This is a genomic window from Achromobacter sp. ACM03 (genome assembly GCF_014851665.1).
GTDB lineage: Bacteria > Pseudomonadota > Gammaproteobacteria > Burkholderiales > Burkholderiaceae_B > Achromobacter > Achromobacter aegrifaciens.
Genome location: NZ_JACVAD010000001.1, coordinates 1,748,264 through 1,762,982, shown reverse-complemented (window position 1 = coordinate 1,762,982; position 14,719 = coordinate 1,748,264). Strand labels below are relative to the sequence as shown.

The window sequence follows — 14,719 nt, the reverse complement described above, 5'->3', positions numbered from 1 at the left end:
ATGAGTGATGTTGTAAAAACAGCTTGGGCAGATGCGAAAATAAATAAAGATTTTATTTCCGTAAAAACTTTTTCTGGCTATCGGAGTAGTCAAGCGGATCCGCAAGGTGTGGAGCATTTTTTCAGCCCTGATGCTACCGATCAAGAGCTAGGTTTTGCTGTGCTTGACGCCTTGGCTCATAGCCGATTTGTGCTTCCCGAGCCTCGAAAGGATGTTTGGATTCATCCTGAAGCTACTTTTGATATGGAGCTGTATGACTACAGTTTGACTAATCAACGATATGATCAATGGGTTGGCAGCACTATGGAACGCTATGGCTACAAGACTAAGCGTGCATTATTTAAAGATATGAAAAAATGCAGTATCGAAAGTAGGAGTGATCAGATCACTATCCGTCCCAGCCATCACGAAAAGCTAGAAGCCTGGAGTGGTAAGGGAATAAGTGAAAGTGATTACGTCTCTATCTCCAGCGGTAGTAGCCCTTCTGATGTAGGTGCGGCCTTGCGCTTGGCTTTTAGTCGGTGCACGTAATATGTAGATGTTTGAAAATAAGAAAATAAAAATAAGAAAATAAGGTATCAGGCTACATTTTCAATATTCCGCGCGTCTCCGGCTCTTGCCGGGAAACTGGGCCTTAAAATAAGGTGTCAGACTACATTTTTCACACCTGAAAATGTAGTCTGACACCTTTTTTTCTATTCTTGCCGCGGCTACGGGCAATGTCACGGGGGCGACCGGTGAATTCGTGCAGGCCGCCGCCGTCAAGTATCTCTGTAAAATAAGGTGTCAGACTAAATTTTTGAAATAAGGTGTCAGGCTAAATTTTCCACACCCGAAAATGTAGTCTGACACCTTTTTTCTGGGTAAGGGGATTGATCTTATAGTTTCTCCGGCACAAAAATATCCAAACCAATAGAAAATCTTATTGTTCAAAGCGGTGGAACGATTCGGGAGTTTAATATCGCAGAGCAGACTCTGCTGCCATGGGTTCGCTAGTTGCTGAGGTGATTATATGAAGAATAGATTTATACATGCCGATAGTACGATCTTGTTGACGCCCTCCTTTCGAGATTCGGCCTCTTTTGGTGATCTTATAGAGAATTTCTTAGAGACGTCGCCAGAATTTCGGCCTCAATATTGGGGGGAGGGGGAGCCCATTAACTTGGAGTTGGATATCGCCGGGGTGCGCGATTTTTTGGGTGATAATAGAAATGAAATTCTTTGGAAGCGAAAATCGCCTCCAAAAGGCTGGGGGCACTTTAAGAAGCGGACATATCCATTGCGCGGGCCGCAGTTCGCGATACACGGCATGCAGGTTGTGGTAGAGAAGTCGAGCGGCATTGATGCCTTGATTGATTACCTTAAACAACTGGTGCCACGATTCGGGGTGGAATATGCATTTTGCGATAGTATGGCTGCCGAGTATAAGATGATCGGTTTTGCTAATGGGTTTGCTCCGACGGCTGGCAATATTATGGTTTACACTCACACCCTTTCGCGAGCACTTCCAGATGTTCTCTGGTCTCAAATTTTCGGGCCTGCCTACGTACGGCTATTTGGTTTAGAGAGGCTCCTGACGGCTCCAGCATATCGGGTAGAGCAGTTGGGGGATGAGGTGGTGTATCTTTGTGAAAAAAGGTGTCAGACTACATTTTCGATAGTTGGAGTTTTTATCTCAGCCGAAAATGTAGTCTGACGCCTTTTTATACTGTTACGATATTTACGGAGCGGGCTGCGTGCAGTAGTTGTTTGGGGGTGGCTGAGCAGTTCAAAGCTAAGTATCCGAATATTCAGGTTAATATTTTGGATAACAATGGTGTGGTCATGCGACCTCCGAAAGGAAATTAATGTGGAACAAGATCGTGTTTCCTATTTTCAAATTAAGAGCTGGATTTTGGAGAACTACTGGGACGGCTGCCGGGATCATGGGCCGTTCCCCACGGGCAAGGGACAAAGAGGATGGACACTAGAGCAGATAGCGTCTGACGTTTACGATGGATATGCGGGGGGAGAGGGTAGCTTTGATTCTCCCCTGGAGTACTTGATGCTTGAGGTTGTTTGTTTGGTTTTGGCTTGCTGGTATCCGGCACAAGCCGAATATCATAGAGCGCAAATCTGTCGTTTGCTTTCGGAGCATGCTCTAGATAATTTGCTTCAATTGGTGCCTCAGGACGAGAATGATGAGTTTAGGCACGATCTAAGCATCTTAGGATTTATATAGTAAATAAGATAGCGTCTTGCCCGTCAAGAGATTAGGCGTAATCCGGGCGATAGGATGAACGCGTTTTGAGCACACCGAAGCAGAGATGAGCAAGCTTTCTCATTGCAGCGCCGAGCGCGGACATCTTGCTTTTACCGGCGTCTAGCAGTCGGGCGTAGAGGGCTTGAACATGCGGGTTATAGCGCGTGGTCACAATCGCGGCCATGTACAGCGTTGCTCTCACTCTGAGAAATAAGGTGTCAGACTACATTTTTCAAACCTGAAAATGTAGTCTGACACCTTTTTTGCGAATTCACTGGGGGGGGCTGGTGATGATGCAAGAAATTTGGTGACGCTTTTCCAGCGCAAGGCGAATCATCCAAATATGAGCTCATTTGAGCGTCAAGTCAGAGGCGCTGTGCAGAGTGGTGAAACAGTAAGCTATAGGGCGATTCCTATTTATACAGGTGCAAACCCAATGCCGACCGGTGTAACGTTGTCTGCTCGTGGGTCAGGTGGTTTTACTTTTGATGTATCAATCCCGAACATAAGTGGGGTGAAGTAAGAATGATAAATAAGCTGATTAGCCTTCTTCCGCCACCCTCTCCACGAGCCTTTGATAAGGCTGCTTGGGCGAATTTTGAAACGGAGGAGAACCTGCGCCTGCCCAATGATTTTAAAGAATTTATTTCAATTTACGGATGTGGAGCAATAGACGATTTTGTGTGGGTGCTAGATCCTTTTTCAGAAAATTCAAATTTGAATTTTGAGAAAAGTAAGTACTTTATAGGTGCGTACGCTGTAATGCGGCAGGAGTTTTTATCGGACTATCCAAGGCCAGATTATCCTGCGAAAGGTTCTTTTCTTCCTTGGGCCGTGACAGATAATGGGGAAACGTTTGTTTGGTTGATTGACGGAGAGCCAGATTCATGGAGAGTTGCTATTCATAGCTCCGATCAAGGGGAAGAAGAAATCTACAGTTGTGGCTGTGTTGAGTTTCTTTTAGGGCTACTTGGTAGGGATATTTCGTCAAAAATTCTACCTGGTCAGTTCCCTCCTGCCGATCTAGATAAGCATTTTTTTAAGGCTGCTGACTAGAGGTCAAATAAAGGTGTCAGACTCTGAAGTTTCCCCACGGATTTCTGGGGAAATACATTCTGAATCAATGGCTTGCTGCACAGGGTGGACTCAAGCTTTTAGCTTGTAGGTGATCAGGGCGTGCATAGCGCCAGTCTTATACCCTTCATCGGGCGACCAAACCGTTTGAAGGAAGACAGGCCATGCATGCAGTCGGCAATAAAAAAGGTGTCGGCGGGGATATGGTGTCAGACTACATTTTCCAAAGCTGAAAATGTAGTCTGATGAGAAAAGGTGTCAGACTACATTTTCCAAATCTGAAAATGTAGTCTGACACCTTTTTTTCTGACCTCGCGGCTGGACGCAACGTGCTGTTGGACGCGCAAGGCGATCTGCTGCTCATCGCGCAGCAGAACACGTCCAGCCAGAAAACCGACGGCAAGAGCAGCAACGCCAGCATAGGCGTGGGCTTCTCCCTGGGCGGAAGCCAGCAAGGCTTCAGCATCAACCTCGGGGCGGGCGGCAGCAAGAGCAAGTCCGATGGACAAGCCTCCACCTGGAACAACACCCACGTCCAGGCCGGGAACACGCTGACCATGAACTCCGGCGGCGACACCGTGCTGCGCGGCGCGCAGGCAAGCGGCGATCGTATCCTGGCAACCGTGGGCGGCAATCTGCTCGTCGAGAGCCTGCAGGACATCAATAGCTTCACTGCTCGCGACCGCAGCGTAGGCGTGCAGGTCAGCCTGTGCATTCCGCCCATCTGCTATGGCGCCAGCTCGGTAAGCGGCAACTATGGCAAGACCAACATCGACAGCAAGTACGCCAGCGTCACCGAACAGACCGGGCTATGGGCGGGTGATGGCGGCTTCCAACTGGACGTTGCCAAGAACACCAGCTTGATCGGCGGCGTGATCGCCAGCAGTGACAAGGCTGTAGCCGACGCCAGGAACGTCTTGATCACCGGCACGCTGACCAGCCGCGACATCGAGAACCGCGCCCGCTATGAAGGCCAGTCCCTGCAATTGGGCGGAGGCGTGAGCTTTGGCGGCGGTAAGGAGGACGGCAAGGACAAGAACAACGTCGGCACGGATGGCAAGGGCGAAGCCGCGGGCGGCTCCAAGGCGACGCCGAATTCGAACCTGCCTGCCATCAACGGCGTCAGCACGGTCCCGCCTGTACCGATGGGCGCCAATGGCGAATCCAGCTCCACGACGCTTAGCGGCATCAGCGGCGGAAAGATCGTCATACGCGACGAAACGGGCCAGAAGGCGCAGACGGGCCAGACGGCAGCGGAGGCAATCGCTAGCCTGAATCGCGACACCAAGGACACGCTGAACAGCCTGGACCCGATCTTTGACGAGAAGGAAGTGCGGGCCGGCTTCGAGATCGTTGGAGAGACTGGACGCCAGATGGGGCAGTTTTTGGCGAATCGGGCGGCGGAAGCCAAGGCGCTCTCTGACGAGTTGACCGCTGAACTGAAGAAGCCCGGTGGAGGGGACTCCGCACGTATTGCGCAGCTAACTGATGATCTGGGCGATGCGGCAAAGTGGGAGCCCGGCGGCCAATACCGTCTGATCGCCACCGCGATTCTGGGCGGTGTGACAGGCAATGTTACCGGTGGTGTTTCTGAAGTGGCGAAAGCCAGCGCAGTCAACTACCTCCAGGGGTTGACCGCGCAACAGGTCAAGCTTTACTCGGATGCGTTGGGCGACGGTGCGGAAGCACAAGCTGCACGCGCCGCGCTGCACACGTTGGTGGGATGTGCTGGAGGCTCGGCGCGCGGTGAGGGTTGCGGGGCTTCCGCGCTAGGCGCGGGAGCTGCCTCCGTGGTGAACGCCTTGTTGGATGCCGCCAGCGGCAAGTCTGGTTCGGCCTTGTCACCGGAAGACAAGGAGGCTCGTAGCAATCTGGTGTCCTCGCTGTTGGCAGGCGTCGCTGTCGGGCTAGGAGCGGATGCGAGTGCGGTGGTTAACAGCGGCAGACTGGAAACGGAGAACAACGCGGTAGCGACCCTGCTGAAGCGCGGTGGTATGGCGGCGCTAGGGGCTTGCTTCCGGTCACCGGCATGCGAAGAGAAGGTGATCGGGCCAATCGCATTCGCAGCGATCACAGCGATGACCGCAGACCTGATCGGCAAGACGCCTGGCTTGTCGGAGGACCAAGCGCTGTTGTTGGCGGTTGTTCAGTACATCGCCACCGGCGGCGAACCCCAGAGCATTCCAGGGAAACCCGGAGACCCGGTGCCACCGGTGGGCGTGCCGCCTGGTGGTGGTGTGGGAACAGTGCCGGATACGCAGTTGCCTGGTAAGTCGGGGGATGTGCCTGAGATTGGTGGGGTGCCGGGGCAGGAGAATAAGGGGCCGTCGGGGCGGACTACGACCGTAACGCCGATGCCAGATAAAATCGGGCCGGGGTTGATATTCTCCGAGGGCGAGGGAGAGGCCATTGGAGGCGCGGGTGCTTCGAGAATCACTATTAGAGATCATTATGACCACCACTTAGACATGGTGGATGATGTCAAGGATCAACTAGTTAAGCAGGGTTATAGTGTTAGTGAGAGAGAGATCTCTTTTGGAAACTCATGCGGGGTCGTTGGTCGTTGCAGACCGGATATCGTGGCAAGAGCTCCTGATGGTGGGATAAAAATTATCGAAATAAAGACAGGGAATGCGGACTTAAGTATTAGGCAGTCTGAGATCTTCCCGCAGATAGAGAATGGGAATTCTATCCCCCGAGGCCAGGTGGCGAGGGAGTTCGGACTGATTCCCGGAATACCACTTAAAGACCAAGGCTATCCTAATGGTATTCCAGTCGAACCGCTGCGTTTTCCCGGAGCTAAGAAATGACAGAGATTGAAATTACTTCAATTCTTGAAAAATGTGGATGGAGTTGCAAACCTGACGAGGTGGGCGATCATTTTTGTGTGCTGGATTTCGGCGATAAGATGATCCGGATATTTCCAACGATTCGCAAGCGATCTGATCATCTTAGAGTTACGTTCATGCCGTCGATATCTTGCAAGCCGTTTTCACAAGCAGTCTCGCGTATTTTTGGGGAAAATATTGAATATGAGCCGATTGTAGTTAGAAATAGTCCGCCAAGAAAAATGTTGGAATTATCAACTGGCGATGTGTTGGGGTTGGCTGAAGAGGCTATCTCCTGGGCTGACGCCGAGAGTCTTGAATCTGGGCTGGCAATATATAGAAGTTTGCCAACGGATGCCAAGGGCGCTATGCCGCTTCGCCATTTGGCAGCCCTAGCAATGGCGCGCGAAGTGGATATTCTCGTGTCCTATAGAGATAGCTTCGAAAGAGGTAATCGACTTGGCTTTGTTCTGTATGTAACTACAGAAATGCTTGATAGAGCGATTCTGATTGCTAGGGAAAAATAAAAGTTGGAAGGTGCAGGGAATAAGATGTTAGACCCTGCATGAAAATAAGGTAGTCAGACTACATCTTCCAGCGTTGAAAGTTTTATCTATAACCTATTTTCGAAAGATGTTAGGGGGCGCGAAAATAAGGTGTCAGACTACATTTTCAATATTCCGCGCGTCTCCGGCTCTTGGCAGGAAACTAGGCCTTGATTTCCGCTTGCGGGAGAAAAAAAGGTGTCAGACTGAGCTAGCCCGTAGATGAAATAAGGTGTCATGACCTGCCCCCCTAGTTAGTACGAAATCGATGTAGAGTTCGTTCACAAAGGAACGGGAAAAAAATAAGGTGTCAGACTACATTTTCAATATTCTGCGCGTCTCCGGCTCTTGGCAGGAAACTAGGCCCTGATTTCCGCTTGCGGGAGAAAAAAAGGTGTCAGACTACATTTTCCAAATATGAAAATGTAGTCTGACACCTTTTTTTCCGCGAATTGGATCGACGGTTTTTACAGAAGTACCTAATTCGGGAAATGCTGCCATTTTCCAGGGGGGCAACGGATGACCAAGTTCGGCAATATTTTATGGAGTTGTCTGGTGCCACTGACATGCCTGCTGCTACGAATATTCCTGGGCGAGGAAATATTTATGTGATCAATACACCACAAGGGAATTTTACTTTGCGAGACTTTTCCAGCTCGTCGAGCCAAACCGGGGCAGCATGGACGATTGATTTGCCGGGTGCTTCTGTGGGTAAGAATTTCAATCCTGAAATAAAATTCTTGAGATGATCATGCTTGTAAGAAATGAGAAAGAAATTGTCAGGGATTCATTAGGTTTGTGGATATCTGGATTGTTTAGTGCTGTGTGTGGGTGGAACAAAAATGCATCTTTTATCGAAAAAAAAGAGTTTTTCTTTTTAATTCTGGAAAGGTTGTTTATAGAGAGAAAAGTGATTTTTATTTTGCCGGGGGCTGATTGCTATGTTTCACCGACCAATCCAAATCCCAAGCTGACAGTCGAAAATGTGGGAGCTCAATGGCGCGCGCCTGTATCGGAAATAATAAGTTTCTTGCGGAGTCGGTGGCCAGATTCGGTTAATGATGAAAATGACGAAAATTCAAAATATTATTTCTATGAATTGCCGGGATTGATATGGGTCGAGGAGGATGGGCGGCTCGTGGCATCTTGATGAAATATTTTTCTGTTTTGTATATAGAAAAGGAAAAAAGGTGTCAGACTACATTTAGACGGTTAGAAAATGTAGTCTGGCACCTTTTTTTTGACACCTTTTTTTGAAGGTGAAATGATTCGATGAATGCAAAAAAAATTACTGAGTCCTTTGTTGATTCAATTCAAAGTGGGAATATTTTCCGGGTGAATGGAAAATATCCCTATGAAGAGTGGGTAGACTTCATGGTCTATGAGGTGCCAGCGGATGAAAGGGGCTACGGTTTAATCGTGACGTCTGAGTATAAAGCGGGTTCGGTAGTGGTTCATCTGCCGAAAGAAAGCCACTCAGAGTCGTGTGGTTTAAATGAGTGAGAAATAAGGTGTCAGACTACATTTTTCAAACCTGAAAATGTAGTCTGACACCTTTTTTGAGCGAATTATGAGTACGGGTATTGGAGTGTTGGTCATTTGTTTAGTATTCATGTTTATAACGTGGTGTTTGTTTGGTCGAGTGGAACGTCATGGAAAACGGGAAAAATTCCTGTACTGGCTAAAATCGACCGCAATCACAGCTTTTGCTCTTATGTTGTGGTTTTTATATAGTGAGCCGACTTGGAATGTTTTTTATTCCTCTTTGTTTTCTTTTGGATTTGCAGGATTTATGAATCTATGCCGATCTCAGGCTGGCATGATGCTTACTTAGAAAGTGGGTGTTAATTAATTTAATTTTTTATATTAAGGTCTGGTGGCATGTTGTTTCAATTGTTGGTGGGCGATCCCCTCCCGCGTGGGAACCATTTCGGAATTTTTCGCTGATTTGCCGTCTGTTTGAAATTTTCTTGCCGGAAGAATAAAAAAGGTGTCAGACTACATTTTCCAAATCTGAAAATGTAGTCTGACACCTTTTTTTGACATTTTTTAAATGGTACGCCCAAACTGGAACCGGCGGGATCTACACCGCGAAGGGAGATCCCGCAAAATGGGTGGCATATGAGGTTCGTGATGGAGTACGTATGCGCGTCGTGTATCAGCCAGCAACAGGGGAGGTGATTACCGCTTTCCCTGATAATGCACCAATTCCACCCTATAAACATATAAATTGATTTCTATGTACTCGGATCGAATTATAAAATTTGGAAATAAATTCAAAGGAAGAATTAGTTCCTTACTGCTTCAGGGCGCGTTGGACTATATCTCATACAATGAAGAGGGCTTGGCCTTCGAAATTCTATGTGATCATCTTTGTGAGTACGATATCTTGATAACGGATGAGGAGTATGTGGAGGCTATTAAATTGGCTTCTGACATGGGATTGAGTTTGGAAGAAGGACCTTTCAAGCACTTGGCAGGACTAAGAAAATAAGCAGTGAGAAAAAGAGACCGTCTTGTCCGTCAAGAGATTAGGCGTAATCCGAGATAAAAATAAGGTGTCAGACTACATTTTCCAAATCTGAAAATGTAGTCTGACACCTTTTTTAATTGATGTAGGGAAGGTAGGAGGCGCCGGTGCTAGGGGGGCGGACTCCGCAGCGAATATCGCTCTCTTCGAAAGGCAGCGTGCAGCGTACGCTGCTCAAGAAATAAGAAGTGCTCAGCCTGTCGGGAGTGCGCTTAAAGACGACTCTCTCCATCGGGCTCCCAGCTACGTTGTTGATCAAATCCCAGAAAAGGGGAGATTTTTCACTCTTCGAGGTGGGGATGGTAAATCGTATAACCTTACCCAGATGGAAGGGGCTGTGGATGGAAAGTCAGGAGTGTTTGAGTGGATAGTCAATGCGAAAGGAGAGCTGACGCATCAGAGATTTATACCTGAGGGGAAAATAACGGGAACGCCAAATCAGGTTCCGTCTAGGCTGCCAAAATAATGGGGCGAGTTGTGGATATTAAGTTGGATAGTAATTTTTGTCTTGAAGAAGCGCCCTGGATGCAATGGGGCGATATAAAATATGGGTTGGAGCGCGGTTTCTTGAGTCCTCGTGGCGCCGTTCAGTATGCTGTTAAAAATCTTACTGTAGATTCTTCTGCTGAACATTATGAGTTGGCCTGCTTGGCCGGTGATGACGTAAATGAGGTGATGCAGCACGTTAGTAATCTTGCTTCAGAATTCCCGAGAGATACCGAGCGGGAGGAAAAGGTATGGATTTTCTTGATTTTTCTTTGGGTATTTAGAAATAGGAATTCATATCGAGATCCCTTGGGGGTCGTTGAGGAGTTGTACGCAGATTTTGGTTATCCTGTGTCTGTCTCTTCTTTTGTCAGATATATGCCGACGGCAAATGCTTCTCTCGAAGGGGATGAGTGGCTTTTTAAAAACTGGTCCGACATGTTGGACGTGCTTAGAAGGGAACTTCAGGTTAAGGGAACGAAATGAAACGTTGCTCAGAAAAAAAAGAAGTCGGGCTACGAAAAAGGTGTCACGAAAAAGATACCGTCTTACTCGTCAAGAGATTAGGCGTAATCCGAGAGAAATAAGGTGTCAGACTGAGCTGACCCGGATTTCTCGGACATTTTGGTTAAGGCACGGAGGCCTCGACCTGGGCAGGGGTTCGATAACCTAGCCCCTGGTGGATTCGCTGGCGGTTATAGAAGACCTCGATGTAGTTAAAGATCGCCAGCCGCGCATGCTCCCTGCTGTGGAAGACCTTATGATGCGTTAATTCGTTCTTTAAGTTGCTGAAGAAGCTCTCTGCCACGGCATTATCGTAGGGATCCCCCTTGGCGCTCATGCTGATGATGATGCCGTGGTCCTTAAGCATGCCTCGGTACTCTGCCGAACTGTACTGCGCACCGCGATCGCTGTGGTGCAACAGTCCAGGATCGGGACGGCGCCGGGCTAGGGCCATTTGAAGTGCATGGACCAACAACCTGCGGTCGGCCTTCTCGGCCGTGCTCCAGCCGATCACCGACCGAGAGTAGAGATCCAGCAGTACGGCCAGATATAGCCAGCCTGTCCGTGTTGGTACAACCGTTATGTCGCCCACCCAGACTTTATTGGGACATTGCACGGTGAACTGACGTTGCAGGCGGTTCGGGGCCGGCCCCAGCAGCGAATGCTTCTCCAGCCGACGAAAGCGCTGCTTGCGCAGCGCCTCGATGCCGGCCTGGCGTCGCAGTCTTGCGACGCGATGCTTGCCGCACGCCACGCCGTTGGCGTTAAGCGCGCGCCAGGTCTTTTCCGCGCCATACGCTTGCCGGCAGGTCTGATGGGTCTGCTCGATGGCCGCGAGCAGCTTGACGTCCTCTTGCTGCCTTGCCGAGGGTTCACGACGTTGCCAGTCGTAATATCCGCTGCGGCTGACGTGCAAGGCCCGGCATAACCGAGCGACCCGGAACTGCTGCTGATGAGCCTGCACAAAGGCGTACCTCACGGCAGTTCCCGCGCAAAGTACGCTGCCGCTTTTTTTAGGATATCGCGCTCTTCGGTGACCTCGGCCAACTGACGCTTGAGGCGCTGAATCTCGGTCTGCTCGTCGGTGCGAGCCTTGCCTTTACCGGGAAATGAGACGTCTCGGCAGTGTGTCGCCAGCTCTTTCTTCCATCGGTAAATGATCGACCGCTTCACGCCCAGCATCAGCGATAGTTGCGTGCCGCTGACCTTGCCTTCCTCCAGTTGTCTGACCGCCTCGATCTTGAACTCTCGACTGTGATACTGGCGTTTGGCTTCAAGCGGCTTGCCTTCGGGTTTGGATTTATCCATGGGACACCTCCTTCAAGTATTGTCTACTTCTTCGGGTGTCCGGAAAACCCGGGTTAGCTCAGACTACATTTTCAGCTGCTGAATATGTAGTCTGGCACTTTTTTTCTGGCCCCCGCCGTGAACTGCCGACACAGGAGTTGATGGAACATGGGCCGCTCGTTATGCAGATGACGGTTGCCCAGCAGCCGGTCCACACGTTTGATGCTATGCCTGATTGCCTGGCCGGCGGGCAAGCCACGCGCCAGTCCGCTGAGCGTCAACCGCCGTGTTGTCATTGCACTCCGCACCGTGCTTATCAAGGCGTTGAGTCGGTTCAAGTGTAGGCTGGGGATCGAGTCCTGGAGCAGTTTCTGCAATACTCCGACTGCGTGCATGGCCTGTCTTCCTTCAAACGGTTTGGTCGTCTGATGAAGGGTATAGGACTGGCACCATGCACGCCCTGATCATCTACAAGCTACAAGCTTGAGTCCGCTCCGTGCAACAAGCTATTGATTCAGAATGTATTTCCCCAGAAATCCGTGGGGAAACCTCAGAGTCTGACATCTTTTTTAATCGATGGTCCTTCCAAAGAACTTGTCTGGAGTGTCGTTGATTGCGTCGCGATCGGAGGTTTAACGAATGGTTTGGATATTTCAAAAGCGCTGAGAGGACTTAAGTGATGTCAACTAAAACTCTTGCAAAAATCTATGTGGCTCGCCTCGGAATGTCTTTGGATGAGGCTTGTGATATTAAAAGTTTCCTGGAGGTAATGGATGCTCTGGCTTCGAACGGGAAGGGCATGTTCTTATTTAAAATCGATGGTGAGAGGTTGGAAAAAAAATACACTTTTGTGGTAAATCTAGTTGATGCTGATGGCAGTGTAGTTAGGTTGGATACAGATTCTTTGGTTGAGGGCTGTCTTCATGTGTATGCGCAGTTAGAGCGTCTGAGTGTGAATTTTCAATTATAAATATTAATGAATTTGACATGGGGGGGTATTGCAATTAGAAAAAGGTGTCAGACTACATTTCCCACAGCTGAAAATGATAAAGGTGTCAGGCTACATTTTTTCTCACCTGAAAATTTAGTCTGACACTTTTTGACTTTTATTTCAATAATGCGAAGCCGGCAGATGGTTCAGAGCGTGATTAAATAGGTATATGAGTGAAAAAAATTATTGAGTCCTCTGTCGATTCAATTCAACGTGGAAACGTTCTCAGAATGCGTGGAAAATATCCATATGAAGGATGGGTGGATTTCATGATTTATGAAGTACCGGCAGATGAAAAAACCTACGGTCTGCTTGTTACTTCTGGATATAAGGCGGGATCAGTTGTGGTTCATCTTCCGAAAGAAAGCCATGCGGAGCTATCTGGGGTGGATAAAGGCTGGGTGATAGCTAATTGGGAGCGATGGATATATCCGGAATGTGATGCGGCGGATGTATATTTGATTGATGGATATAACACCATCTGAAAAGATTAAATCTTCCATTGTTGAAATTTTTACCTAGATACTATTTTCGAAAGATTGTTAAGGGAGGGGCGAAGGTGGACTCCCGATGCGAGACTTCCGGTTGAGTGAGCACTTTGTCCCGCGATGCTCCAATGGCTGGGGGAAAAATGCTAGCGTGGATTCGATCTGACATCGAGTTAGGAGAACCAATGGCCCCACGCCTGCCGCGCGTAGTGATCGCGCATACACCTCATCATGTTGTGCAACGCGGTCATAGCCGCCAAGCAATCTTCACTGCGCCAGAAGACTATCAAGCATATCTGTGCGACCTCAAAGAGAAAAGTACAGAACTTGGCGTCCGAGTATATGCATATTGTCTGATGACCAATCATGTGCATCTGCTCCTGATGCCGACGGACGAAACGACGACGCTAGCGAAATTAATGCAGGAGATAGGCCGGCGCGCGACGCGGAGATGGAATCAACGCTGGGGGTGCTCAGGGACGTTATGGGAGAGTCGGTATAAATCGAGCGTTGTGCAGACAGAAGCCTACATGCTGGCATGTTGTAGATATATTGAACTTAACCCAGTGCGCGCGCACATGACAGCACACGCGGCAGACTACCCTTGGTCGAGCTACAGAGGTCGCATGGGGATGGCCGAAGATGGGATGCTGGAACTGCATCCCTTATATCTGGCGCTGGGTTGTTCGGAGGACGAGCGTCGAACTGTTTATCGCAGCTACGTGGAATCAGCGGTGTCCACTGAAGAAATTGAGTGTATTCGACAATCGACTCAGTCAGGAAACCCGCTTGGGTCGGAAGCGTATTGTGTGAGTTTGGAAAACGGCCTGCATCGACAGGTGGTTACCCGACGGCGCGGGCGGCCAGCGAAAATTGTAGTCTGACACTTTTATTTGACACTTTTATTCCTTGAAAATGCAGCGGCAAAAGGCTCTGTTACGATATTTACGGAGCGGGCCCTAGATAATTTGCTTCAATTGGCGTCTCAGGACGAGATTGATGAATTCAAGCAGGATCTACGTATCTTAGGATTTATATAGAAATAGCTCCGGCATTGGCGAAAATCGTAAAAAAGGTGTCAGGCTACGTTTTCCACAGCTGAAAATGTAGTCTGACACCTTTTTTCACCTTAAAATGTAGTCTGACACCTTTTTTCACCTTTTTTACCGAGGCCTTTATCGAATGGGCTGCTGCCAAAGGCATTTCGATCCGCTATATCCAACCTGGCAAGCCGAATCAAAACGCCTTTATCGAGCGGTTCAATCGCACTTATCGCACCGAAGTGCTCGATGCGCATCTGTTCGCCAACCTTAAGCAGCTCCAAGCAATTACCGATCGTTGGCTGGTCGATTACGACGAATACCGCCCGCATGAGTCGCTGGGCGGCCTCCCACGGGTGCACTTCATGCCTCGGTTAACCTCGCTCCGACCGTCTATCAGACAGCCTACTTGACAGGGGCGCTTACGGTTCCCGTCAGGGAACCGCACCTTGGATCAGGCTGCCGTCGAAGCCTCGGGCGCGGTGCGCATGATGGCCGCGATCCAGGATGGCAACGCAGTGCCGAGCCAAGCGCTGCTTGTGTTCAGTTATGAGATGGACGTTCCGTGAATCCGGTGTTGACGTGCAGCTCCGCCCGCGATGATAAAAAAAGGAGATTGACAGCATCATTCTCATCGATCCCGGAACGGCCATTTCACGACCCGCGACGCCAAGTCAGTTCGCAACGTGAATGCCGGACGCCAG

Annotated in this window: 18 protein-coding genes and 3 pseudogenes; 18 read left to right on the top strand and 3 right to left on the bottom strand. The window is 49.3% G+C overall.

Annotated elements, in window-relative coordinates:
• The 4 genes from IB257_RS08175 to IB257_RS08160 all read left to right on the top strand — a co-directional run bounded on the left by IB257_RS08175 (position 1) and on the right by IB257_RS08160 (position 2,221).
• A complete protein-coding gene (locus IB257_RS08175) occupies positions 1-531 on the top strand; it encodes a contact-dependent growth inhibition system immunity protein (RefSeq protein ID WP_175163979.1) in 531 nt (176 codons plus the stop codon).
• 481 nt (positions 532-1,012) lie between these two features.
• The gene (locus IB257_RS08170) at positions 1,013-1,696 is read left to right on the top strand and encodes a hypothetical protein (protein WP_192492131.1); all 684 of its coding nucleotides are present in this window, start codon (positions 1,013-1,015) and stop codon (positions 1,694-1,696) included.
• Positions 1,639-1,848 carry a deaminase domain-containing protein gene (locus IB257_RS31845; RefSeq protein ID WP_119449257.1) on the top strand — a complete coding sequence of 70 codons (210 nt, stop codon included), beginning with the start codon at positions 1,639-1,641 and terminating at the stop codon, positions 1,846-1,848. Before IB257_RS08170 ends, IB257_RS31845 begins: the two co-directional genes overlap by 58 nt.
• 1 nt (position 1,849) lies before the next feature.
• Positions 1,850-2,221 carry a hypothetical protein gene (locus IB257_RS08160; RefSeq protein WP_156337349.1) on the top strand — a complete coding sequence of 124 codons (372 nt, stop codon included), beginning with the start codon at positions 1,850-1,852 and terminating at the stop codon, positions 2,219-2,221.
• Positions 2,222-2,252: 31 nt separating this feature from the next.
• Here the strand turns inward: IB257_RS08160 and IB257_RS08155 are convergent.
• Positions 2,253-2,447: pseudogene (locus tag IB257_RS08155) on the bottom strand (IS110 family transposase); the annotation flags it as partial.
• 69 nt (positions 2,448-2,516) lie between these two features.
• Between IB257_RS08155 and IB257_RS31840 the strand changes: the two are divergent.
• The 10 genes and pseudogenes from IB257_RS31840 (at position 2,517) to IB257_RS08105 (ending at position 10,191) form a co-directional block, all read left to right on the top strand.
• The gene (locus tag IB257_RS31840; protein WP_225588853.1) at positions 2,517-2,765 is read left to right on the top strand and encodes a DNA/RNA non-specific endonuclease; all 249 of its coding nucleotides are present in this window, start codon (positions 2,517-2,519) and stop codon (positions 2,763-2,765) included.
• Positions 2,766-2,767: 2 nt separating this feature from the next.
• Positions 2,768-3,298: an SMI1/KNR4 family protein gene (locus IB257_RS08145; protein ID WP_192492129.1), complete on the top strand. Its 531-nt coding sequence runs from the start codon at positions 2,768-2,770 to the stop codon at positions 3,296-3,298.
• Between the two features lie 335 nt (positions 3,299-3,633).
• Positions 3,634-6,126 (top strand): annotated as a pseudogene (locus tag IB257_RS08140) (hemagglutinin repeat-containing protein); the annotation flags it as partial.
• Positions 6,123-6,671, top strand: coding sequence for a hypothetical protein (locus IB257_RS08135; RefSeq protein WP_175181474.1), 549 nt, complete (start codon positions 6,123-6,125; stop codon positions 6,669-6,671). The pseudogene IB257_RS08140 and the gene IB257_RS08135, both read left to right, overlap by 4 nt.
• 509 nt (positions 6,672-7,180) lie before the next feature.
• Positions 7,181-7,438: a hypothetical protein gene (locus IB257_RS08130; RefSeq protein WP_217481788.1), complete on the top strand. Its 258-nt coding sequence runs from the start codon at positions 7,181-7,183 to the stop codon at positions 7,436-7,438.
• Positions 7,439-7,440: 2 nt separating this feature from the next.
• The gene (locus tag IB257_RS08125; protein ID WP_192492127.1) at positions 7,441-7,839 is read left to right on the top strand and encodes a hypothetical protein; all 399 of its coding nucleotides are present in this window, start codon (positions 7,441-7,443) and stop codon (positions 7,837-7,839) included.
• Between the two features lie 122 nt (positions 7,840-7,961).
• Entirely contained in the window at positions 7,962-8,192 is a 231-nt protein-coding gene (imm45, locus tag IB257_RS08120) for an Imm45 family immunity protein (RefSeq protein ID WP_192492126.1), read from the top strand.
• A 548-nt stretch (positions 8,193-8,740) separates the two neighbouring features.
• Positions 8,741-8,923: pseudogene (locus IB257_RS08115) on the top strand (hypothetical protein); the annotation flags it as partial.
• A gap of 5 nt (positions 8,924-8,928) precedes the next feature.
• Complete coding sequence (locus tag IB257_RS31835) at positions 8,929-9,183, top strand: MafI family immunity protein (RefSeq protein ID WP_082400863.1); 255 nt, start codon at positions 8,929-8,931, stop codon at positions 9,181-9,183.
• Positions 9,184-9,696: 513 nt separating this feature from the next.
• Positions 9,697-10,191, top strand: coding sequence for a DUF2247 family protein (locus IB257_RS08105; protein WP_175163968.1), 495 nt, complete (start codon positions 9,697-9,699; stop codon positions 10,189-10,191).
• 142 nt (positions 10,192-10,333) lie between these two features.
• Here the strand turns inward: IB257_RS08105 and IB257_RS08100 are convergent, their stop codons facing one another.
• Positions 10,334-11,188, bottom strand: coding sequence for an IS3 family transposase (locus IB257_RS08100; protein ID WP_370540094.1), 855 nt, complete (start codon positions 11,186-11,188; stop codon positions 10,334-10,336).
• The gene (locus IB257_RS08095) at positions 11,185-11,517 is read right to left on the bottom strand and encodes a transposase (protein WP_192492125.1); all 333 of its coding nucleotides are present in this window, start codon (positions 11,515-11,517) and stop codon (positions 11,185-11,187) included. The genes IB257_RS08100 and IB257_RS08095 overlap by 4 nt, the downstream gene beginning before the upstream one ends.
• 658 nt (positions 11,518-12,175) lie before the next feature.
• Here IB257_RS08095 and IB257_RS08090 point away from each other — a divergent pair.
• The 4 genes from IB257_RS08090 (at position 12,176) to IB257_RS08075 (ending at position 14,428) form a co-directional block, all read left to right on the top strand.
• The gene (locus IB257_RS08090; RefSeq protein WP_192492124.1) at positions 12,176-12,466 is read left to right on the top strand and encodes a hypothetical protein; all 291 of its coding nucleotides are present in this window, start codon (positions 12,176-12,178) and stop codon (positions 12,464-12,466) included.
• Positions 12,467-12,660: 194 nt separating this feature from the next.
• A complete protein-coding gene (gene imm45 / locus IB257_RS08085) occupies positions 12,661-12,972 on the top strand; it encodes an Imm45 family immunity protein (protein WP_370540093.1) in 312 nt (103 codons plus the stop codon).
• A gap of 188 nt (positions 12,973-13,160) precedes the next feature.
• On the top strand, positions 13,161-13,859 hold the full coding sequence (locus IB257_RS08080) for a transposase (RefSeq protein ID WP_192492123.1): 699 nt from the start codon (positions 13,161-13,163) through the stop codon (positions 13,857-13,859).
• Between the two features lie 227 nt (positions 13,860-14,086).
• Positions 14,087-14,428 carry a transposase gene (locus IB257_RS08075; protein WP_370540095.1) on the top strand — a complete coding sequence of 114 codons (342 nt, stop codon included), beginning with the start codon at positions 14,087-14,089 and terminating at the stop codon, positions 14,426-14,428.
• Positions 14,429-14,719: the final 291 nt, after the last annotated feature.

Coding starts and splice junctions, on each gene's coding strand:
- IB257_RS08175 (WP_175163979.1), top strand. CDS start 1: ATGAGTGATGTTGTAAAAACAGCTTGGGCAGATGCGAAAATAAATAAA.
- IB257_RS08170 (WP_192492131.1), top strand. CDS start 1,013: ATGAAGAATAGATTTATACATGCCGATAGTACGATCTTGTTGACGCCC.
- IB257_RS08145 (WP_192492129.1), top strand. CDS start 2,768: ATGATAAATAAGCTGATTAGCCTTCTTCCGCCACCCTCTCCACGAGCC.
- IB257_RS08135 (WP_175181474.1), top strand. CDS start 6,123: ATGACAGAGATTGAAATTACTTCAATTCTTGAAAAATGTGGATGGAGT.
- IB257_RS08130 (WP_217481788.1), top strand. CDS start 7,181: ATGCTGCCATTTTCCAGGGGGGCAACGGATGACCAAGTTCGGCAATAT.
- IB257_RS08125 (WP_192492127.1), top strand. CDS start 7,441: ATGCTTGTAAGAAATGAGAAAGAAATTGTCAGGGATTCATTAGGTTTG.
- imm45 (WP_192492126.1), top strand. CDS start 7,962: ATGAATGCAAAAAAAATTACTGAGTCCTTTGTTGATTCAATTCAAAGT.
- IB257_RS31835 (WP_082400863.1), top strand. CDS start 8,929: ATGTACTCGGATCGAATTATAAAATTTGGAAATAAATTCAAAGGAAGA.
- IB257_RS08095 (WP_192492125.1), bottom strand. CDS start 11,517: ATGGATAAATCCAAACCCGAAGGCAAGCCGCTTGAAGCCAAACGCCAG.
- IB257_RS08090 (WP_192492124.1), top strand. CDS start 12,176: ATGTCAACTAAAACTCTTGCAAAAATCTATGTGGCTCGCCTCGGAATG.
- IB257_RS08080 (WP_192492123.1), top strand. CDS start 13,161: ATGGCCCCACGCCTGCCGCGCGTAGTGATCGCGCATACACCTCATCAT.